The 22,076-nt window shown below is 38.4% G+C and carries 17 protein-coding genes and 1 riboswitch; of the genes, 4 read left to right on the top strand and 13 right to left on the bottom strand.

Going from position 1 to position 22,076, the window contains the following annotated elements; all coding sequences use genetic code 11:
- Positions 1 to 261: 261 nt before the first annotated feature.
- Entirely contained in the window at positions 262 to 912 is a 651-nt protein-coding gene (locus tag IW22_RS11430) for a hypothetical protein (RefSeq protein WP_034726815.1), read from the top strand.
- 434 nt (positions 913 to 1,346) lie between these two features.
- Here the strand turns inward: IW22_RS11430 and IW22_RS11425 are convergent, their stop codons facing one another.
- The 8 genes from IW22_RS11425 to IW22_RS11385 form a co-directional block, all read right to left on the bottom strand.
- A complete protein-coding gene (locus IW22_RS11425; RefSeq protein ID WP_034726611.1) occupies positions 1,347 to 3,629 on the bottom strand; it encodes a cation:proton antiporter in 2,283 nt (760 codons plus the stop codon).
- A gap of 282 nt (positions 3,630 to 3,911) precedes the next feature.
- Positions 3,912 to 4,301 carry a hypothetical protein gene (locus IW22_RS11420; RefSeq protein ID WP_034726609.1) on the bottom strand — a complete coding sequence of 130 codons (390 nt, stop codon included), beginning with the start codon at positions 4,299 to 4,301 and terminating at the stop codon, positions 3,912 to 3,914.
- A gap of 109 nt (positions 4,302 to 4,410) precedes the next feature.
- Positions 4,411 to 5,121 (bottom strand): LytR/AlgR family response regulator transcription factor, encoded by a 711-nt coding sequence (locus IW22_RS11415; RefSeq protein WP_034726607.1) that lies wholly within the window; start codon positions 5,119 to 5,121, stop codon positions 4,411 to 4,413.
- Complete coding sequence (locus IW22_RS11410; RefSeq protein WP_081873939.1) at positions 5,099 to 5,869, bottom strand: histidine kinase; 771 nt, start codon at positions 5,867 to 5,869, stop codon at positions 5,099 to 5,101. Before IW22_RS11410 ends, IW22_RS11415 begins: the two co-directional genes overlap by 23 nt.
- A 196-nt stretch (positions 5,870 to 6,065) precedes the next feature.
- The gene (locus tag IW22_RS11405; protein ID WP_034726604.1) at positions 6,066 to 6,437 is read right to left on the bottom strand and encodes a hypothetical protein; all 372 of its coding nucleotides are present in this window, start codon (positions 6,435 to 6,437) and stop codon (positions 6,066 to 6,068) included.
- Positions 6,437 to 7,630, bottom strand: coding sequence for an alanine dehydrogenase (locus tag IW22_RS11400; protein WP_034726603.1), 1,194 nt, complete (start codon positions 7,628 to 7,630; stop codon positions 6,437 to 6,439). Before IW22_RS11400 ends, IW22_RS11405 begins: the two co-directional genes overlap by 1 nt.
- Before the next feature lie 69 nt (positions 7,631 to 7,699).
- The gene (gene tsaE / locus IW22_RS11395; RefSeq protein WP_034726600.1) at positions 7,700 to 8,101 is read right to left on the bottom strand and encodes a tRNA (adenosine(37)-N6)-threonylcarbamoyltransferase complex ATPase subunit type 1 TsaE; all 402 of its coding nucleotides are present in this window, start codon (positions 8,099 to 8,101) and stop codon (positions 7,700 to 7,702) included.
- A 738-nt stretch (positions 8,102 to 8,839) separates the two neighbouring features.
- Entirely contained in the window at positions 8,840 to 11,761 is a 2,922-nt protein-coding gene (locus tag IW22_RS11385) for a T9SS type A sorting domain-containing protein (RefSeq protein WP_034726596.1), read from the bottom strand.
- A 178-nt stretch (positions 11,762 to 11,939) separates the two neighbouring features.
- Between IW22_RS11385 and dnaG the strand changes: the two genes are divergently transcribed.
- Together dnaG and clpP are read left to right on the top strand one after the other, a co-directional pair.
- Positions 11,940 to 13,922, top strand: a complete 1,983-nt coding sequence (gene dnaG / locus IW22_RS11380; protein ID WP_034726594.1) for a DNA primase — start codon at positions 11,940 to 11,942, stop codon at positions 13,920 to 13,922.
- A 119-nt stretch (positions 13,923 to 14,041) separates the two neighbouring features.
- On the top strand, positions 14,042 to 14,728 hold the full coding sequence (gene clpP / locus IW22_RS11375; protein ID WP_034726592.1) for an ATP-dependent Clp endopeptidase proteolytic subunit ClpP: 687 nt from the start codon (positions 14,042 to 14,044) through the stop codon (positions 14,726 to 14,728).
- A 288-nt stretch (positions 14,729 to 15,016) separates the two neighbouring features.
- Here clpP and IW22_RS11370 read toward each other — a convergent pair whose 3' ends face one another.
- Positions 15,017 to 16,141 (bottom strand): T9SS type A sorting domain-containing protein, encoded by a 1,125-nt coding sequence (locus tag IW22_RS11370; protein WP_034726590.1) that lies wholly within the window; start codon positions 16,139 to 16,141, stop codon positions 15,017 to 15,019.
- Positions 16,142 to 16,207: 66 nt separating this feature from the next.
- A riboswitch (cobalamin riboswitch) is annotated at positions 16,208 to 16,401 on the bottom strand.
- A 569-nt stretch (positions 16,402 to 16,970) separates the two neighbouring features.
- Here IW22_RS11370 and IW22_RS11365 point away from each other — a divergent pair.
- A complete protein-coding gene (locus IW22_RS11365) occupies positions 16,971 to 18,233 on the top strand; it encodes an esterase-like activity of phytase family protein (protein ID WP_034726587.1) in 1,263 nt (420 codons plus the stop codon).
- 89 nt (positions 18,234 to 18,322) lie between these two features.
- Here IW22_RS11365 and tpiA read toward each other — a convergent pair whose 3' ends face one another.
- The 4 genes from tpiA to IW22_RS11345 all read right to left on the bottom strand — a co-directional run bounded on the left by tpiA (position 18,323) and on the right by IW22_RS11345 (position 22,069).
- Complete coding sequence (tpiA, locus tag IW22_RS11360) at positions 18,323 to 19,084, bottom strand: triose-phosphate isomerase (RefSeq protein ID WP_034726585.1); 762 nt, start codon at positions 19,082 to 19,084, stop codon at positions 18,323 to 18,325.
- 62 nt (positions 19,085 to 19,146) lie between these two features.
- Complete coding sequence (locus tag IW22_RS11355; protein ID WP_034726582.1) at positions 19,147 to 19,524, bottom strand: GxxExxY protein; 378 nt, start codon at positions 19,522 to 19,524, stop codon at positions 19,147 to 19,149.
- A 40-nt stretch (positions 19,525 to 19,564) separates the two neighbouring features.
- Complete coding sequence (locus IW22_RS11350; protein ID WP_034726580.1) at positions 19,565 to 21,691, bottom strand: S9 family peptidase; 2,127 nt, start codon at positions 21,689 to 21,691, stop codon at positions 19,565 to 19,567.
- Positions 21,692 to 21,718: 27 nt separating this feature from the next.
- Positions 21,719 to 22,069, bottom strand: coding sequence for a TerB family tellurite resistance protein (locus IW22_RS11345; RefSeq protein ID WP_034726579.1), 351 nt, complete (start codon positions 22,067 to 22,069; stop codon positions 21,719 to 21,721).
- Between the last annotated feature and the right edge of the window lie 7 nt (positions 22,070 to 22,076).

The following is a 22,076-nucleotide window of genomic DNA, read 5'->3' as shown; positions in this document are numbered from 1 at the left end:
AAAATGCATTTTTAATGCTAATTTTTTAAAATTGTAGAGGTATTGTAATTGTATTCGCATTGATTTTATGTTATTTAAAGTTTATAATCAATAAAATAAATAATTAATCCCTTTGTTGATAATGAAATTTTACTAATGTTTTACTTTTATACTTCATAAGATGTTGTTTGTAGAAGAGGTTCATGTAAGCTTTACAATATGTCTTTCGTATTTAAAGAATTGACTAGATTTGTAAAATAACCGGTTCAAAACACAATGATCATGAAGACTTATTTTTTCTACACTTTGTTTATATTAATAGCTTCTGTAAGTCTAAGCCATGCAGAAACCTATACAAAAGATAAGGAGAAACTCTTTTCCATACAATCGGATACTTTAAAAATCAAAGAGTCTTTCAACCAGGATGATACTTCCGTTAATGAATTTTTGACGGATAGATTGAAACCCATTCGAAGCAATTTCAAAAGAATCAATTCTATTAAAAAATGGAGTTCCATAAAAAAGAAAGATATAGAAGGAGAATCCGCGGAAGGCGGTGAAGCGGTATTTTATGAGCAGAAAGGTCGCCTTGAAAAGATAACCGCACGACTTTACGGAGAAATGGGACAGGTGCTCACTGAATATTATCTGTTGAACGGAAAGCTGTCTTTTGTTTTTGAAAAAATCTATACCTACAACCGGCCTATGTTTTATGACACCAAAGCCATGAAAGAAAATAATGATACGGAAGCTTTTGATTTTGAAAAATCAGAAATAGAAGAGAACCGCAATTATTTTGAAAAAGGGAAACTGCTTCATGCAATCAACAGTTTAGATTGTGGAGCACCTTTCAGCAGTGATTATATAACTGAGGAACAGAAGAGATTTTCGGAATCATTTCAAAAGCTGCTGAAACTGAAGAATGAGAAATAGGATAATGTAACAATGTATCAATGTACCAGTTTACCAATGAATTAATCAATCCAAATAACCTAAAATTTTTTTAAGCAATTGATTATAGTATTCCTCAGATTATTAGATTGTTACATTGCTAGACTGATAAATTGTTAGATTGTTACACTGATACATTGTTACATTAATTAAAAACTCTGCAGATTCCCCGGCAGCACACCTTCTGCAGGAAGGTTTAGCCGCCGGATCTACAGTTCCGGTTCAGTATAGGTCAACGGGATTTGGAGTATACTTATCAAATATATTTTTGCTGACCAATACCTGAAACGGAAGTTAATATGGACTGTGTGGACTGTTGTTTTTTCGTTAAATAAAAATATCATCCTGTGCAACCTGTTCAATATTGTTACATTGTTACATTGTTACACTGATACATTGTTAGATTGTTTTAAAACTTATGGATTGGAGATAATCAATGTTGAAGGAATATCAGACAGCCACAGACTTTTACTGTCGATCAGGTTTTTCCAGCTTTTGCTGCTGACCAGCATCAGGTCCTGTGCGTTCAGGAATTCTTTCTCGATCTTTTTCTCGTTATATAAAGTGATGTGATTGGGTGCTACCTGTTCGATGCTTCTGATCAGTTCCTTCACCTCAATATTGTTTCGGATCTGTCCTGCGGCATCCAGGATAATGATTTGTGAATTGTTATTGTTGATCAGCCTTTTGGCATATTCCAGCAGATAAAAATCGCTCAGGTTGAAGATCGGGACAAATACCCTATCGGCGGATTTGAAATCTTTTTCTACCATAACGCCTACCGGAATATGGGTTTTATCGAGAATCTGAAGCGTAAAATCGTCAAAAGGAGAGTTGTTGAAAATATTTCCTTTGCCTTTTACCGTGTTCAGAAGCTTTTCCGGGTTGATGATTTTGGTGGTAAATCCTAATAATCTTCCCAGCAAACTTCCTTCATACATAGATTTACCCAGCATAATCAGGAGAAGATCGTAATTTCCTTTATTAGAGATCCCTGTCAGGTCGTTTTCAATATCTGTAGACGCTTTGAAAAGAGTAGTCACTTCCAGTTTCAGGTCATGGGATGTTTCAATCACATTTTTAAACTGAGCATCTTCATACTCATTGATATCATAAGCGTGCATCTCATCTACCGGAGCAATATTCACTGCGGTAATGCTTTTGTTGCCGTTCATTTTATTGGTAAAATCATGAGCCAGTTTCAGCAATGTACTTCCGGATTCAGGTTTGTCAAAAGAGAGAAGGACACGGTATTTGGAATCATTGTTGTCATGAGTTTCTTCGTCGCTGCTTTTTTTAGATTTAAAAATAAAATTAATAAAGTCTAAAGCAGGTCCCGTCATAAAGGTGGTAAATAAAGCCATAATAACCAACATCGCGAAGATTTCCGGACTTAATACCCCAAGATCATATCCGATATTCAGGACGATAAGTTCCATCAATCCTCTTGTATTCATCAAGGCACCGATTGTTAAACTTTCTTTCCAGTTGATGCCGACGAACCGCGCCGTGAGGGCACTTCCTATAAACTTTCCTGTAACGGCGGTTAAGATGATAAATCCTGCTGTCAGCCACAAATGGCCGTCATTTAATAGTCCGATTTGTGTACGTAAACCCGTAAATACAAAGAAAAGAGGAAGTAAAAGAACTAAAGCCACATCTTCCACTTTATCGATGAAAAGCGTACGGAATTTCGCATTCTCCGGCATAATCGCTCCAGCCATAAATGCTCCGAATAAAGCATGGATACCAATCACTTCAGTAGCATATGCAGAAAGGATCAGGGTCAGGAAGAAAATAGCGACCATCGGTTTGCTGATGGTGTTTTTACCTGCCTGAAGGTCCCCGATTCTTTTCAGGAATGGTCTCACGATTTTGATCATTAGAAATACATAAGCGATAGCCATAATGATGACATAGATGGAACTGGTAAAAGAACCTGCTTTTACAATCGCAATAACGGCTGCAAGGATACACCATGCTGTAATATCATCGGCTGCGGCACAGGTAATAACGATAGTTCCCAGTTTCGTTTTCTGAAGATTTCTCTCCTGAACAATTCTGGCCAGTACCGGAAATGCCGTGATACTCATTGAAATGGCAATAAACAGGGCAAAAGATGTAAACTGAATGCCTTCCGGTGCAAATTCCTGATACACGAAATAAGAAAGTCCTATTCCTAGTGCAAATGGGATGATAATACTCGCATGACTGATCACTACGGCATCATGAGCTTTTTTTCTTAATACACTCAGATCCAGCTCCATTCCTACAATATACATGAACAGAATAAGACCTATCTGGCTTAAAAACTGTAAGTTACCTAATGATTCTTTCGGGAAAAGGAAAGCAGAGAATTCAGGAAAGTACATCCCGAGTAATGAGGGTCCTAAAACAATACCCGCGATCATTTCACCGATGACGGTAGGTTGCTTGATCTTCATACAGATCCATCCGAAAAGTCTGGCAACCAGAATAATGGTGACAATCTGGGCAAGAAGCAATGCCAGCGGATGGTGAAGATTGGCTTTAAAAGATTCCTGGAAGTTGTCCCAGGTAGAGCCGGTGCTTGTTTTAGTGACTATATTTTCCTTGATCTCCAGCGTCTGTCCCTCTATAATGAAGAAGTACATCAGGCATGAAAAAAAGGCGATGGTAGCTATGTAAAAAATTAAATTTCTGTATTTTCCCCAGTTCATGATTCCTATATTTTAATGCAAAGTTGATGAGAATATATTGATGTTAAATGCTCTTGTTCTTAAAATGTAATAAATGTTCTAAAAAATGTAATAAAAACGGGATGAGGGTTGGAAGATGGAAGATGGAAGATGGAGGTGGGAAGTTACTGTTGGGCATTTATTATAATACCTGTCTCAAAATTTGCTTGAAGCAATCCTAAAATTAATAAAACTGTATTTCAATTATGTTTCAAACCTCCATAACTTCCCGCCTCTAGCTTCCCTCTTCCTTACTTCAAAATTCTACCTGAAAGAATACCCCAACCCGATTCCTACTTTCCAGGCTCCGTTTTCAGTGGATGTTTTTGTATTGTAATACACTGGTATCTGAAGCGCTATCTTTTTATAAACCGCGGTAATACCGGCTCCCAGGTTGGGCGTGACAGGACTGTTTTTGGTTCCCGGAGAACGGTCCTCTTTAATTCTAAGCGATGGAAGCATTCCGGCGATCAGTTTAAGGCCTTTATGGGTAAAGCTTACATTCGGGCCTGTAAAATTGATAAAAGCTCCATGATCTACATATCCGGCCGCTACAATTCCGTCGAAAAAGGAGGCCTTAACCTTTGAACCTGTTTCCTGGGAAAAGCAAAGCCCGGATATGAGAATTCCTGCTGCATACAGACAATTTTTCATTATAAAATCATTTAATCAGCAGCAAAAATACGTTGGAAAGGTCGTGTAAAAGGGGAGGATGTAATGAAACCGTTACATTTTGCAGTGAAACCGCAAAGGTCTGAAAGATCTACTTTCCGAAGAGCTCCATTAATGAATGTTTATAAGCTTCTCCGATCTGAAGTTTCAGGAAATTATCGCCTTCCGACTGAATGGTACTGATAATTTCGTTGGTGGAAAATACTTTGATGGAAGACAGTGCAATGATCTCTTTTTTATTCACCTGGGCGAAGTCTTTGGAAGGGAGCATTTCGAGAAGTGTCTTAAAACTGAGGTTTTTGAGAACGATGGTAGTTCCGTCGTTCAGGATAATATCTTTGTCGCGACTGTCGATTTCAGAGGTTTTAATGTAAGCGATCTGTTCCGTGAAAATGACTGTTCTGCCGATATTGGTATTCCATTCGATCAGATCTTTTTTATGAGGAACATTTACCAGCTCTTTTGCTTTTTCGAAGGCCTGAATCAGTCTTTCTTTTTTGATGGGTTTTCTGACGTAGTCTACCACATTCAGGTCAAAAGCTTCCGCTGCATATTCTTTGTAAGCGGTTGTAAAGATAATTTTTTTGGAGCCGGAAATAATTTCTGCTACCTGAAGTCCGGTCATTCCAGGCATTTCAATATCCAGAATGCAGAGGTTACAGTCAATGTTATCGATCTCACTCAGGAAAATTTTGGGGTCGTTAAATGCTTTTACCACTTCTACATTTTCGATCTGCTCGCATAGAAGTTTTAAATAACTGATGGCCAGTAATTCATCGTCAAGAATAACGCATTTTATCATAGAATTCCCCTAAATTGATTTTTAATTCTGCCGTGAAGATACCGTTTTTTGAGCTTTTCTCGAGCTGATAATGATTGTTGTAAATCATTTTCAACCTTTGATCCAGTGACTGGCTTCCAAAACCGCTGTTTTCCTTCGCAAGAATGTTTTTTAAAGAAGCTTTGTTACTGACTTTCATAATGAAAATTCCGTTTTCAAGCTCCAGATGAATCGATATAAAGGAATCCTGAGCGAGGAAATCAGTGTGTTTAAAGGCGTTTTCAATAAGATCAACTGAGATCAGCGGGGCAAAAACCTTTTCTTCATATACGGTATCCGACTTATTGATTCTTGATTTGATTCTGAAATCAAAAAGTGGATTGATCTTTATTTTATTGATCTCGATAAGGCTTAAAGCGAAATTTAGTTCCTCCTTAGGACTTACAAATTTATTGTTGCTTTCGTATAAAATATAATCCAAAACATTCGCGAGCTTATCCAAAGACATATACGTCTGGTAGGCATGCGACTGCACCGAATTCAGAATGTTTTTGAAGAGATGGGGATTCAGCTTGGTGCCGATATGCTCCAACTGGACCTCATTCAGTTTCTGTTCAATGATTTTATTCGTTTCGGTAAGGCGGGTGTTTTTCTGTCTGAACCTGCTGTTCTGGCTGAAAAGATAAATACTGACCGTAAGCAGGAAGAAAATAGCAAATACTCCAATGAATATCAGATAATCGTGGATCATGTAGTAATTGCCTTCCATAGAAAATATGATTTGATGCTAGTATTTAAAATCAGTTTAATTTAACCATTAAGAACATTTAAGGTGTTAAGATTAATTAAGAAAAATATCAAAGATCTTTATAAAGCACGCTGCTTATTATTTGACATCGTCAAATCCTTAATTATTCTTTTTTAAGCAAGTTTCTTAATTCCTTAATGTTTAAAATAAAATTTATTTACTTCAGTTTCTTCAAAGAATTCAGCGTAACCGTTTCCTCACATTTTTCAAAAGAGATTTCATACGTAGGATTTTTCTCCGGATATGTAATCACATAGTCAGGACAAGGCTTTTTCTGAGCATGACTTCTGTCGAAATCTACTTTTCCGTTGGTAATGATACTATCTTTTATAAATTTCTCATCAATTTTATAGGCAACCATTCCATTTTTAGCCTCTTCAGAATATTTGAATTCCTTAGAAAGGGTTTCTGCAATGACACGGCTGTTGGGAAGATACCCGCTGCAGCTCGCGCCTTTTTTGTTTAGAATAAAAAATACAAGAATCAGCCCCGGAATAAGGCCTATTAAAAAGAATTTAATTTTTTTCATTAGAAAATTAAAAGATTGATATCGTGGTAAGTAAGTCCGAAACGGTCGCAGATCACTTTTTTGGTGTGTCTACCTTTGTACATATATAAGCTCTGCTTCATTTCATTTTTGCGGATCAGCATATTTTCAAAACCGCCTTCTTCATCGTAATTCAGGATATAAGAAAGGAAGAAATTGGAAATTGCTTTGGTCGTGGTTCTCGGCATTCTGGATGTAAGATTCGGAAGTCCGCAGTGGATCACGCCGTGTTTGATGATGTAAGGATCTTCCATCGTTGTCAGTTCGGATGTTTCGATCACTTTGCCGTTATCTATGGTAATATCGATGATGACACTGCCTTTTTTCATTTTCGCGACCATTTCTTCGGTAACGATAGGCGTCATATTTAATCTTGGAAGGGCACCGATCACTACATCTGCACGTCTTAAAGCTTTGCTTAATTCTTTAGGATCAATGATGGAGGTCGGAACTCTGCTGTCTACAAGGGTGTGAAGTCTTCTCAGCTTGGAAAGGGAGTTGTCAAAAACCCTTACGCTGGCTCCCAATCCGATGGCTGCTTTTGTGGCAAATTCGCCTACAATTCCTGCACCTAAAATAACAACTTCTGCAGGCCTTACTCCTGTGATACCGCCCAGCATTAAGCCGTTTGATAAGGCAAGAAGTTCGGATGCATATAAAACAGAAACGGTTCCTGCTATTTCGCCGACCAGTCTTACCAAAGCAAGCTGTTTGTATTCGTCAACGATAAATTCAAATGCAATGGCGTTGATTTTTCGCTCTGCCAGCTTTAAGAAATAAGCTTTATCTCTCAGGTTGATCTGAAGAGCTGAAACCAGATACGTATTAGGTTTCATATAATCAATCTCATCTTCTGTGGGAGGGTTGATCTTTAGAATAAGATCTTGTCCGAAAGCTTCTTTAGGATCAGTGGTGATCTTTGCTCCCGATTCAGAATACTGAAGATCTGTAAAAAAAGAGCCTTCTCCGGCACCGGCTTCAATAATAAGCTCGTGACCGTGTTCTACCAATACCTGTACCGCGTCCGGAGTAATGCAGGTTCTCCTCTCATTAAGACAGGTTTCTTTAGGAATTCCAATACTGAACTGTTTTCCTTTCTTTATAACCTCCAACTTTTCTTCTTTCGGCATCAATTCTTCTTCAGTAAAAGGAGTAAAAATATTTGTAGTACTCATTCTTTAAATAAATTATGTCTTACAGGTTGTTGTTTTTCAATTGAATTTATAAGCAAAGATACATAATATTTACTCGAATGAAATTTCTCTTTCATCCCCTGTATTCACGATGCTCATTGTGTGATACTTAAGCCCGTAGAGCTCTTCTTCGTATACTTCAGGCCATTCTATGATGCACAGAAAGGCATTATCCAGGTATTCTTCAATGCCGATATCATATACCTCTTCGATGTTTTTTAAACGGTAAAGATCAAAGTGATAAATCTTTCCTTTTGGAGTATTGTATTCGTTGACAATAGAGTAGGTAGGAGAGTTCACTTCATCCTCACTTCCCAGGTTTTTGAGGAGAAATTGAGTGAACGTTGTTTTACCCGCGCCAAGATTTCCTTTTAAAAGAAGGATGTTATGCTGTAAGTCAGGAATGATCTTATCGACAACTTCCTGCCATTGTTGTAAGGATTGTATTTTCATACTGCAAATTTAATTCTAAATTATATATGTATTGCAATACTTGGGGGTTTCAATATAATGAAGTTGTTTACTCTGAGTTCGGGATAAGAAGAAAGAATAAAGAACAAAGAGAAAAGACGAAATGTCAGACATTAGATCGGAATAATAGTATTTATATGATAATACTGAAAAAATGTGGATTAGAATTACTATTTTTCTTGTGATAAGGTACAACGCCTTGATACATTGGTAGATGTACCTCGATGGCTTCCTATGTATTCAATAGGGACGGGCTTCAGCCCGTCTACAAGATATATACATTGCAAAAGGTTTTAGCCAAAACTAAGGCACCAGAATTTTCCGTAGATCTTTCTAAAAAATTAAAAGGAATTGATGAGGTTTTGAAGCTATCCAGCCATTAATTATATTTTTTTCTGAGTTGGAAAAACGCCATGGCGCAAGGTTTTTAAAAATGTTTGCATTTTTAAGTCGCAAGAAAATCGAAGATTTTCAGCAAGGTTTAGTGTATGATTTTTTGTATTATACAGTTTTATCGGAGATAAAATCCTTGCGCCTTAAAGCATTCGAATTAAAAAAGATCTTGCGCCATGGCGTTTTTCCAACTCAGAAAAAAAGTCTTGAGTCCCTTTATTGATTTTCCAACAAAAAAGTTTAAACAAGTTGATGCTTTTTTAGATCTGAAATAAAAAACCGGCTGAAAAATACTTCCAGCCGGCTCATCATTTAATAATACAAAGACTACTGTTTAATGATCTTGTTGATAACGGTCTGGCCATTGTCCAGTGTTACCTTAAGGATGTAAATTCCTGAAGCTAAATGTTCAAGCGATACTTCCTGTACCTGACCTCCTGTTTTCACAAGCTGTCCGGAAACAGTATACAGTGCAAAAGATTTCACTTTCTCCTTTGAATCAATCTTTACGAAAGATACAGCCGGATTAGGATAAATTCTGAGTTGATCTTTTACCGTTTCAAGGGTAGATAAAGTACCCGCCTTGATTTCAAAATTGTCAAAAGAAAGATCAAAATCTCCCGCCGTCCTGTTGGCATTAATTCTAACTTTTACAAACTGGTTTTGATAAGCGGCGAGAGAATATGTTTTTTTGATATAATTTCCTGTACCTGGTTCATTATTTACCGTTCCTATGGTCGTCCATGTTGCGCCAAAATCCGTAGAAATCTGTACATCAAAGTTCCCCCAGGAAGCTAATGGTGCAAACGGGCTGCTGTAGTTCGTCTGTTTATACGAGAAGCTTAGCTCATAGTTAGCCGCATTCAATGGTCCCACATTGATACTGCTTAATGTTCCCGCTGTGGAGTTGGCAAATAAGTTTTTATACAGATTGGTAGCTGTAGTTCCGTTTCCTGTTGCACCTCTTTCTGATCCCAGTGCAAACGATTGCGGGCTTGTTCCGGTAGTCCATCCCTGCGGGAAAGTGGTAGTCATAAATTCTTCCTTCCATGGAGCAGGTGTCGTAGGAATGGTAGAGAACGCTACAGTTTTCCATGGACTTTTTTCCCCTGGCGAACAGATTCTTCTGATCCAGAAATAATAAGTACCGTTTGAAAGACCTGAAACTGCTACAGAATTGGTTCCTGAAGTTAAGGTTACAAACGTATTCGTGTCTGCGGGAGGTGCATTCATTGTAGAAACAAAATATTCATATCCTAATGCAGGCTGTTGATTATTAACGTTCGTCCATGAAATATTGGCTCCATTAAAAGTTTCCGCATTTAAGGTCACAGAAGCGAGTTCAGTACAGCTCGGTGCCGGTTCCCAGATTACATCATCCACATACATATAAGACCATGTGCTTCCGTCCACTCTTCTGATTCCCAGATGATCGGCAGCTCCTGAATAATTGTTGATATACACTACATATTCCTGATACGTCGTAGTCAACGGTATGGTTTCAATGATTTCAACGTTGGCAGAAGAAGTAGTTCCAGTTAAAGCAACGATCTGAACTTTGATATCAGCCGAAGTTCTCCTTGCTTTAAAACGAAGCCTGTGCGTTCCGCTGCTGATGTTGGTCAGTTCAGGACTCATCAGAATCATTTTCGTAGCAGCCTCCGTTGCAGTGGCGCCATTTCCGTAAAAACTGATGTTATTCGGTGACGAATTGGCATCCGTTGTGGTTAAGCTGATGGTTGGTGTAGAACCATTATTGGAAGTCAGAATTTTACCCCAGCAATTCGGAAGATTGTTGGTTCCTGAAACGGAATCAAAACTTTCGTAGAATGAAGAAACAGGTGTACAGGTTGTATAAATACTTACCGTACTGGAATAAGAGCTCTGACACTGCGTGCTTACACTTTTTCCACGGATGAAATACTGAGTATTCGGTTGAAGTCCTGCAATGTGTTGCGACAAAGTAGAAGTTCCCAGTGTGAAAGGTGATCCTGCTACCATTGAAGTGAAATTACTGTCTGAAGCGACTTCAATCACGGTGTTAATCGGCAGTGCGCTTCCGTTTTCAGTAACAGGCCATGTCACGTCAAACGAATTGGTATTCGCGTTGGAAGCTGTAATCCCATTAACAGGAATCGGGCAGTTGGTGATAGAACTGCTTACAGGATTCTGAGTGTTGTATAATGGTCCATTCGTACAGTTTGAATTCACTGCATAAACCGTGTACGTATACTGATTATTTCCGCGGATGCCATGGTTATAATTGTTTTCAAAAGTAGTATTGGCTCCGTAATACGCTACATAAGCATTCAGAGATGTATTTTCTCCCGTTGTGTATACCGTTCCGTTGGTTGGAGTATTAGGCACCGTTCCGTTTATATTTCTCAGGATAAGGTATTTGTCAGCGATCGGAGAACTGGCTGTAAAACTTCCGTTAATGATGATTCCCGTATTGGTTAAAGCTAAATTGGAAGGCTGTGCTGTCGGAGTCATACATGGAGTAGGAGCCGTCCAGTTAAAAGTCAGGCCCTGTGCAGCCAGAAAACTGTAGTTACTTGCGATTCCTGCGGAAGAATTGTTTCCTGCTACCGTATTATTCCAGTTGCTGGTGGCGTTTCCGGAAGCCGTTCTATTGTTATAATCACTGCTTGAAGTTCCACGAAGTCCTACCTTGGCATTGGTTGCACTTGGAGTTCCCTGGGAATTCATGCTGTAAACATATTTAATGCTTCCGTTTTCATGCAATCTCGCCTGGAAATTCCAGTCGTGATGTGAGGCAGCAGTAGCAGGAGAAGCTCCGTAAGGTCTGAAATGACTCCATTGAACCACAAATTCACGGTTCGGGGCACTTCCGGTCACCTCATAATCAATAGATCCCTTTAATCCATTAATATTAAAAAGAGATTCAAGATCTGCAGACAAAGGGGAAATCACCCCGGAATAAGAAATTCCCGAACCTATCGGATCCGTAGAGCTGGATGTTGTATTTCCAAAGCTAATGAACCCATTGGCGTGTACTTTTATGGAATTAAATGCGGTTCCGTTAAAAGGAAAAGAGAAGGGAATAACGTCATTCAATGTGTAGACATTTTCATCCAGAAGACCTGTTCCGGTAGATGCCGTAGCAGTGGCGATATTGGTTGCGCCGGATAAGGATGTATACGTTCCCTGATTCTGTGAGAAAGAATAATAAGAGACAATCTGTGCATTCATAGAGGCCCATCCTGAGAGGACGAGAGCTCCGGCCATGCGTAATTTTGACCGCGTGAGCAGTCTAAAGAATTGAGTTGTAATCATGCTTAATGTTTAAAAATTTTCAATGCAAACTTATTATTTTTAATTAGAATTGATTTAAATAAGAATTGTGATATAAATCATTCTTTTCAGGGAAGTTTTTTTCTTCAAACTAAATATTTAATTTTACACTATGATTTCCAAACAGACCATAGACAAAATTTTCTCAACGATACGGGTAGAAGAGATAGTAGGAGAGTACGTTCAGCTGAAAAGAGCGGGGTCTAACTTCAAAGGGCTCAGTCCTTTTCATGAAGAAAAGTCGCCAAGTTTCGTTGTTTCGCCAAGTAAACAAATTTGGAAAGATTTCTCCACCGGAAAAGGAGGAACAGCCATTTCTTTCCTGATGGAGATCGAGAATTTCACCTATCCTGAAGCCCTTCGTCATGCCGCCAAAAAATACGGGATTGAAATCGAAGAAGATCAGCGTGAATTTTCAGAAGAAGCAAAACATGCACAGACGGAGAAAGATCAGTTATACAAAATTCATGAAGTAGCCAATTCCTATTATCAGGAAATTCTTTGGGATTCCGAAGAAGGGAAAAGTATTGGTCTGGCTTACTTCAGAGAACGTGAGCTGAAAGATGATATCATCAGAAAATTCCAGCTTGGATATTCGCCGGAAAAGAAAAATTCATTTACGCTTTATGCCGAAGAAAAAGGCTACACAAAGGAAATTCTTGAAAAATCCGGACTTTCCATATTCCCTGAAAATACACCATCCGGTATTGACCGTTTCCGTGAAAGGGTTATTTTCCCGATCCACAGTTTTTCGGGCAGGGTTTTAGGTTTCGGAGCCAGAATTCTTAAGAATAATGTAAAAACCGCCAAATATCTCAACTCGCCGGAAACGGAAATTTACCATAAGTCTAATGTTCTTTATGGTTTAAATCAGAGTAAACAGGCTATTTCAAGGAAAAATATCTGTCTTTTGGTGGAAGGTTATATGGATGTGATCGCACTTCATATGTCCGGAATCGAAAACGTTGTAGCAAGTTCTGGAACCTCTCTGACAACGGAACAGATCAAGCTTATCAAAAGACTGACAGAAAATGTGACGATCCTTTTTGACGGGGATAATGCCGGAATTAAAGCCAGTTTCAGAAGTATCGATATGCTGCTTACGGAAGGAATGAACATCCGTGTTCTTCTATTTCCTGATGGCGACGACCCTGATTCATTCTCAAGAAAACATCCGCAGGAATATGTAGAAAAGTTCATCGAAAATGAAGCGATGGATTTCATTGATTTTAAAGCTGAAATTCTTTTAAAAGAAGTCGGAAACGACCCCATTAAAAAAGCGGAAGCCATCAGAGATATCGTAAAATCTGTAGGCTTTGTTCAGAATGCTTTAAAACGGGAAGTTTATCTGAAGGAGGTTTCCAATAAATTCGGACTTTCGGAGCAGAGTCTTTTCAACGAGCTTGATGTTCAGAAACAGATCACGCAGAACCAGACACAACACGTTCAGCAGCAGAAAGAAAAAGTTCAGCCCAAGCTTGAAATTGTTCCGCTGGATGAGGAGAAAGAAGATCCTTACCTGTATGATGTTCTGTTTATGGAAAGTAAGCTGGTAGATCATATGCTGATGTTTGGAGATATTGTGCTGAAAAGAACGAACGAAAAAAACGAGGAGTATCAGATTACCGTAATTGAAGAAATCCTGCTGCATTTTGAAGAAGAGCAGTATAGTTTTTTGGTTAAAGGGAATGAAATTATCATCAATCAGGTGAGAGACGGTATTCAGAAAGATGAGCTGAGAAGCGGAAACTTTTTTGTGTCTCTGATGGACGAAGAAATTACGTCAAAAGTGGTGGATGCCCTGATGCCTTTGGATGAGCTGGAAAACTGGGGCTCCAGAAATATTTATCCTCCAAATTATGGCGACAAAATAGCAGAGCAGGTCCAAGGTGATGTTCTGTTGCATAAATATAGGTACATCGATTATCTGATCAAAGAAACAGCACGACAGCTGGACCAGTACAGCGGAACGGATGAGGTAAAATACTACGAGCTGATCAAAAAGATCACGCTGCTTAAACAGGCCTCGATCAAACTCAGCGATATTATTGAATATTCTCCTATCAAAGGCATCTACATCGACAGGAAAAGATAAATTGACAGACATTCTGCTGATCATCACGCTGATATTCTGTGACAAAAAGTCCTATAAAATTTTAGGAATAAAAGTTGTAATTTAAACTTCGAAAATAGTTAATAATACATAATAGAAATATGGACATTAAAAAAGACTTCAGAGATTTCTCTGTAAAACATTTAGGAAACAACGGTTTGGTTACCGATCAGTATATGGGAATGTACGGCCCAACAAACCTTACGCCATATATCATGGAAGAAAGAAGATTGAACGTGGCACAGATGGACGTATTTTCACGTCTGATGATGGACAGAATTATCTTCTTAGGAACCGGAATCGACGATCAGGTGGCTAATATCGTAACTGCACAGCTTTTATTCTTGGAAAGTGCAGATCCATCGAAAGATATCCAGATCTACATCAACTCTCCGGGAGGAAGTGTGTATGCAGGTTTAGGGATCTATGACACGATGCAGATCATCAAGCCGGACGTAGCCACAATCTGTACAGGTATGGCAGCTTCAATGGGTGCTGTTTTATTGGTAGCAGGAGAAAAAGGAAAACGTTCTGCGCTTAAGCATTCAAGAGTAATGATTCACCAACCGTCAGGAGGTGCTCAGGGAGTCGCTTCAGATATGGAGATCAACTTAAGAGAGATGCTTAAATTAAAGCAGGAGCTTTACGAAATCATCGGTCACCACTCAGGACAAACTTACGAATGGGTAGAAAAGTCTTCAGACAGAGATTACTGGATGACTTCTGAAGAAGCAAAAGGCTATGGAATGGTAGACGAAGTTTTACAGAGATCTACAGAGAAAAAATAATTTCCTTTTTTGGAAATAGTGAAAAACGCACCGAAACCGGTGCGTTTTTTTATTTTAACCACAAAAGAGGCAAAAGTTTTTAACCACTTTAGTTATTTTGAAGTTGAATACTATAAAAATAGAAGTTCACCTAAGTTCTATGAAAATAGAAGATTTTCAAAGATGACAAAAATTCGTTTGGGGACGGAAAATTCCCCTCCCGTCGAGGGGTGGCGAAAATTCAAAGAATTTTTGACGGGGTGGTTTCCGATTAAATTCAAAAAAATGTATCCCGAAAGTTGTATTCATTTATTTCTTAATCATCTTATGAACCGTAGTATCCTTAGAGGTTTTAATTTCCACTACATAAATCCCTGCTTTCAATGCCTGAATATTAATCTTTGTGGTATTTCCAGTCCATACTTTCTGCCCTGATACAGCATAAATATTCACTTCTTTAAGATCTTCAGCATTCTCTATTCTGATAAAATCACTTGCAGGATTAGGGTAAATTCTGAATTCCTTCTTACTGTTTTCAGAAACACCTAAAATCAGGTTCGAAGCTTCTCTTGGAGTGAATGGCAGTCTCTGTCCGAAGCTAAGACCCAGCCAGTCGCTATTACCCAACTGGATTTGTGAAAGATGGGTTTGTCCTCTCCAGCTTGAAAGATCTTTTCCTTTGAAAAGCTTCCAGGTATTGGTTCCGGATGCATTTCCTGTGAAATTATTGAGAGACAGGGTACTGATCTGGTTGCTGCCTGACGTAAAATTAAAATAAGGAGCCTGAGCATGAATCAACTGTAAAGCCTGTTCAGCGTTTAAACTTCCGTTGTATTTAATTCCAAAAACGAAAGAATGAGCTTCTCCGGCAGAACTGCTGGTTCCAAAATCGATAACAACAAGGCTGGTATTGCTTCCCGTTCCGATCCAGTTGGTGATCTGTGAAGAATTGTACCACGAAGAATTGTAGGCAGCTACAGGAGCTGAGGGATGAGAAAATGGTGGTGTAGTAGGAGTAGAACCATAACCAAAGGATGCTCCATACCATTTTCCATTCACGAGAGGGTCATTGTTAGCACCGTTATTAGGCTGCATATTTTCAGCAGTGGGACCGGACCAGGTAGACCAATAGTCTTCCAGACTTGGCGTGTGGTGATTGTAATTGATGCTGTAAAGAAACCCTGATGGCACTTCCGTTTCCAGTTTTGAATCTGCTGCGTCAATAGCATTGATGAGATCTTCCATGGTAAGGTTATTCGCATCATAACGGAAACCCCAAGCATAGGATGTAGGATTGTCGCTGTCATTAAAATCAGCGATGAAATAAGCTTTTTTAGAGCCTGTTCCTACCCAGAATTTGATATCATTTTCTGTAAACTGGGCGGAGATTTGCTGCAAAAACAGCAGCAGTAAAAAAAGATAAATCTTCTTCATAATATAATCAAATTAAAGTTTTATTCCCGAAACTTTCCTTCTGGAAAAGAATATAAAATCCCTTTCCAAAGTGAATGCAGATAAGGCAGGTCTCCTGGCTCGCTTCCTTAAATACGCCTTCCCGGATGGTGATCCAGTGGCATCATGTATCTAAAGTTTAAAAACAGCTTACAGTTGCGGGTACAGCCCAAGCATTGAATTTCTTCTCACTTGATTCCCTGTTAATGAACAGATGTTCAACCTTAACTGCTGCAAATATATCATATAAATTTTTGAATGTGTTTTGTGAATTATCTTTCTATTTATTCCTTTTGTTTAAGGGTTGGATATTTTTTAGATCGTGATTTTTTGATTTAATAAAGAATAGGAGAGAAGATTATTGATATTTAGGTTAATCTTGTGTTTAAAATTTAAAGGTGCTGATTTATTACAAAATTTACTGAATATTGATTTTATAACTGCTATACACTGACTTCGGAAAATGGAGCGTTAAGAAAATAAATACTGTGAACGTTAAGAAAATTCTACTGTCCGAAGCGCGGGGCTGTAATTGAAGCGAAGCAGAAATAGTCATTCCGCGCAAGTTTTAGAATTTTTAGAGAACAGGATTTATTTTTAGCGAAAGTTTCCAGGTCTTGAACTTTTGATTCTTTTGTTTCAAGACAAAAGAATATGATAAAATATCTGGCGTATTTTATTGAAATTTTCCAACAATAAAGTTTAAAGAAGTTGATTGTTAAAATACAATTATTATTAAATTCAAGATCAGTTTATAATCAATGTATACTTTCGCGGCATAAAAGTAACGTTTCCAGTTTTGAATCTGCTTATGAGAAAACTTCTGTTATCGGCAATCGTATTCACAGCGCTCGCATCGTGTAAAGATGACGACAAGATGAATAACCAGGATATCAATTATGCCAGGCTTCCTCAGGAATTCCCTTTCTCCAAATTAGCAACAGTCAATGGCGTAGATGTCATTAACGGAGGATTTGGTTCCGGCGCAGCGGCACATCCGACAAGAAAAGGTGAGTTCTATGTGATTACGGACCGTGGTCCCAATACAGACTATCTGAACGGGAAAAAATTTCCGGCTCCGAATTTTACCCCAACTATCATGCATTTTAAAATGAATGCAGAAGGAAATATCGAGATCATTAAATATATCAAGCTTAAAAACCCTTCCGGCCAACCGATTACAGGTCTTCCAAACCCTGCAGGAATGGGAAGTACAGGAGAAACAGCTTATGATTCGTCAGGAAATGTTTTAGGAACGGATAATTACGGTCTGGACAGTGAGAGTATTGTTGCAGCAGCAGATGGAACATTCTGGGTGTCTGACGAGTACGGACCACATATTGTTCATTACAATGCAGATGGAGTAGAACTGGAAAGAATCAGCCCGATTGGCGTTAATACCGGACCAAAAAAACTTCCGGCAGTTTTAGCTAAAAGAAGAGCGAATAGAGGAATGGAAGGACTATGCATCACTCCGGACGGAAAAACACTGGTAGGAACGATACAGTCTATGATGTATGTTCCGACAAAAACGTTGGCAACCAATACCACTTTAACCAGAATTGTCACTTTCGATATTGCGACGGGACAGACGAAACAGTATCTGTATAAGCAGAATGGCGGTGCTTCAGACTCGGTATGTGATATTACAGCCATCAGCAACACAGAATTTCTGGTCATTGAAAGAGACGGAAATTTCGGATCGCAGGGCGGAACCAAAAAAGTATACAGAATCAACATAGCCGGAGCTTCAGATGTGAACGGAACTGATATTACAGCAGTTGACGGATTGAAGATCAATAACAAAGCTTTAGAGCAGTCTACATGGGATGAAATCACCAATGCCGGAATCAAGCCGGTGTCCAAAATTTTAGCTGTAGATCTGGTCGCAAAACTAGGATATGAACATGACAAATTTGAAGGAATCGTTTATTTAGGAAACAATAAACTGGCCGTCTTCAATGATGATGATTTTGGAATTTTAGATGACGGAAACGGAAATCCGAAAGCTAAAATCCTGCCTAAGACCGGAAAAGTAGAAAAAGGAACAATGTATGTAGTCGATATTCAATAATTAGATTTTTTTTAAGAAAACGGCGGCATCAAAGATGCCGCCGTTTTTGACTCTATATGTTTTGAATTCAATAGGAATTTAGCCAAAACCTATGAATTGAAACCTTCAATAATTTTAGAGAAATCCTCAAGTTTCAAAGCTGCACCTCCGATCAGTCCACCGTCGATATCAGGCTGAGAGAAAATTTCTTTTGCATTATCCGGCTTCACAGAACCTCCGTAAAGGATAGAAACCTCGTCAGCTACTTCCTGTCCGTATTTAGCAGCGATGATGCTTCTGATGTGTGCATGGATTTCCTGAGCCTGCTCCGGAGAAGCTGTTTCCCCTGTTCCGATAGCCCAAACCGGTTCGTAAGCGATCACTACTTTTTTGATTTCTTCCGCAGAAAGAGTGAAAAGAGCCACTTCAGTCTGGTTTTTCACCACTTCGAAATGCTGTCCTGCTTTTCTCTGCTCAAGCGTTTCACCGTTACAGTATACAGGGATCAGGCCTTTGTCAAGCGCCAATTTGATCTTTCTGTTGCAGTGAGAATCTGTTTCACCGTGGTATTGTCTTCTTTCAGAGTGCCCGATTAATGAACCTGTCGCATCGATAGATTCCAGCATATCTGCAGAAAGTTCACCGGTATAAGCTCCGCTCTCATGCTCGCTCATATCCTGAGAAAATACACCGATCTCATCTTTTTCGAAGATATCTTTAGCCATCATTAAATATAAAGAAGGTGGCGCTATCCATACTTCGCAGTTGGTGGTGTTATTGTTTTTATAGCTCAGTAATTGAATCATCAACTGTTGTGCGTCAATGACATTTTTATTCATTTTCCAGTTTCCTGCAACTATTTTTCTTCTCATAGCCTAATTATGTAATTATTATTTATTTTTTATTTCGCGCAGATTTTAATGATTTAGCAGATTTAAAGATTATTAACGACTCTTTTTATACTATCCATAATATTTGTTGTATTAAAATTAATTAGCATTCCTAATTTTTTATCAGATAGTTTTAAATAAGTGTAAAGTTGTTTGTAGTGAATAGCTTCTAATTCTTTTACTGATTTTAGTTCCAAAACTACCTTCTCTTCTACTAAAATATCGATTTTAAAGTTTAAATCAAATTTTTTATTGTCGTAATAAACAGGAAGTATAACTTCTGATTTTACATTTAATCCATTTTGCTCTAGTTCATATATAAGTATATTTTGATATATAGATTCAAGCAAGCCAGGACCTAATTGATTATAAACATTAAAAATACATTTTCGAACAATGTATGAAATTTCATTTTCTGTCATTGTCAATCTGCAAAATTCGCAAAATCTGCGTGATATTTAATTATTTATCAATCCCTTCCAGTTTAAACATGAAAGCATACACCAGGGAAATATCCTTCAGGTAATCAAATCTTCCCGAAGCACCACCATGGCCATAATTCATGTCCGTTTTTAATAGCAATACGTTTTTATCAGTTTTCATATCCCTAAGCTTGGAGACCCATTTTGCTGGCTCAAAATACTGAACCTGGGAATCATGAAGTCCTGTAGTTACTAAGATGTTAGGATATTTTTTCTTTTCGATATTTTCGTAAGGTGAATAAGATTTCATGTAAAAATAAGCTTCCTTATTGTTTGGATTTCCCCATTCGTCATATTCGTTGGTCGTTAATGGAATACTTTCATCAAGCATGGTATTAACTACATCCACGAAAGGAACCTGTGAAATCACCCCATTCCATAAATTCGGGCTCATATTCGCTACAGCACCCATCAACAGACCTCCGGCGCTTCCGCCCTGAGCATACAGATGTTTTGGTGATGTGTATTTTTCCTTAACCAAATATTCTCCTGCATCGATGAAATCGGTAAACGTATTCTTCTTTTTCATCATTTTTCCGTCTTCATACCATTGTCTTCCCATTTCCTGGCCGCCACGGATGTGAGCGATGGCAAAGGCAAAACCTCTGTTCAGAAGACTCAGTCTTGTACTGCTGAAAGACGCATCCATAGAGTTTCCGTAAGATCCATATGCATAAAGAAGCAACGGACTGTTTCCGTCCTTCTTGTATCCTTTTTTATAAACAATAGAGATCGGAATTTTTGTACCGTCTTTTGCCGTTGCAAAAAGTCTTTCAGTAGTATATTCATCTTTTGCATAACCGCCAAGTACTTCCTGCTGTTTCAGTAATGTTCTTTTTCCGGTCTTTAAATCCTGCTCAAATTGAGAAACAGGTGTAATCATAGAAGTGTACCCAAAACGGAAATTATCCGTATTGTATTCCGGGTTTTCCAGTGAAGAAATGGTGTAAGCCGGTTCGTCAAATGTCAGCGCCTCTTTCTTGGCTGTTTTTCTGTCATAAATAACCAACTGGGTAAGTCCGTTCTGTCTTTCACTGAAAACCAGATAATTTTTAAAGGCACTCACAGCCTGCATCAAGACATCGCTTCTGTGCGGAATAAAATCTTTCCAGTTCTCAACACCAGTTTTATCCAAAGGCGTTTCCGCTATTTTAAAGTTAAGCGCATCCTTATTCGTTCTGATCAGGAATTTGTCTTCCAAAGGCGTGATCGTATACAAAACATTCTTCATTCTCGGCTGGAAAACTTTGAATGTTCCGTTCGGTTGGTCAGCATCCAGATACCTTGTTTCAGAAGAAGTGGTAGCTCCGGAATAAATCAGGATGAATTTGTGATTTTTGGATTTATATACTGAGATATAATTCGTTTTATCCTTTTCCTCGTAAACCGTCACATCTTTACCAGGATCAGTTCCCAGTGTATGTTTCTTAATTTTTTCTGATAAAAGGGTAACCGGATTGTTTTCTGTGTAAAAAATCGTTTTATTGTCATTCGCCCATTCTGCGGAACCTTCTGTATTTTTAATACCCAGATCAGTTGTTTTTCCGGTGGTAAGGTCCTTTAAAAACAAAGTATACTGTCTTCTGGAAACATCGTCAACACCATACACCAGTTTGTTATTGTCCGGGCTGATGCTGAAACCGGTAGCACTGTAATACGGGTGACCTTCCGCAAGCTTATCTATGTCCAGAAGAATCTCTTCCGGAGCAGTAAGACTTCCTTTTTTTCTGCAGTATTTGAAGTATTGTTTTCCGGCTTCTGTACGGGTATAATAATAGTATCCGTTTTCAAAAACAGGCACAGATTCATCTTTCTCTTTAATACGGGCTTTCATTTCCTGGAAAAGCTTTTCCCTGAAAGGTTCAGTATCCTTCATCATGCCTTCCCAATAGGTGTTTTCAGCTTTCAGATAATCAACAACTTTCGTGGAATCTTTTCCTTTTTTGAAATAATCGATCATCCAGTAATACGGATCATTTACTTTATCTCCGTGAATTTCCCGGATGTGTTCCTGCTTTTCAGCGATCGGGGCTTTTAAAGCAGGGAATTTTTGAGATTGTATCGTAGAAGCACTCATAATTAATATTCCCAGATAAAATTTTTTCATAATATGCTTTGTTTTTTGGTGTCTGGTTTAGGCCAAATTCCACAGATTCTTCAAAAGCCTGTAGAAAGTATGCTCCTCATCAGTCACTTTGTTATCAGCTTTGATCAGGGTTTTAGCAAATTGTGCAAATTTTACGCGCTCATCATCCGTAGAGTCGTCAAAGAAACATCTTGCGTGAAATTCAAAGTGGTCTTTCCATTCTTCAGGCTGCAAAAGAGCCAGTGTTTCCAGTTCATTGTCAAGATTCATTCTGAACGGAAATTCGTCTGCCATATACTGCTGAATCAGCATTCCTTCTTCAGGAGCAAATTCTCCGTCTACAGAAGAAAGAATCATTAAAAGATGATAACCGGCAATGGATTTATTTGATTTTTGCATTTGTTAA

Origin of the sequence: Chryseobacterium sp. JM1, from assembly GCF_000737715.1 — a bacterium.
In the GTDB taxonomy this organism is placed as follows: domain Bacteria; phylum Bacteroidota; class Bacteroidia; order Flavobacteriales; family Weeksellaceae; genus Chryseobacterium.
This window is presented reverse-complemented; position numbering and strand designations above follow the sequence as displayed.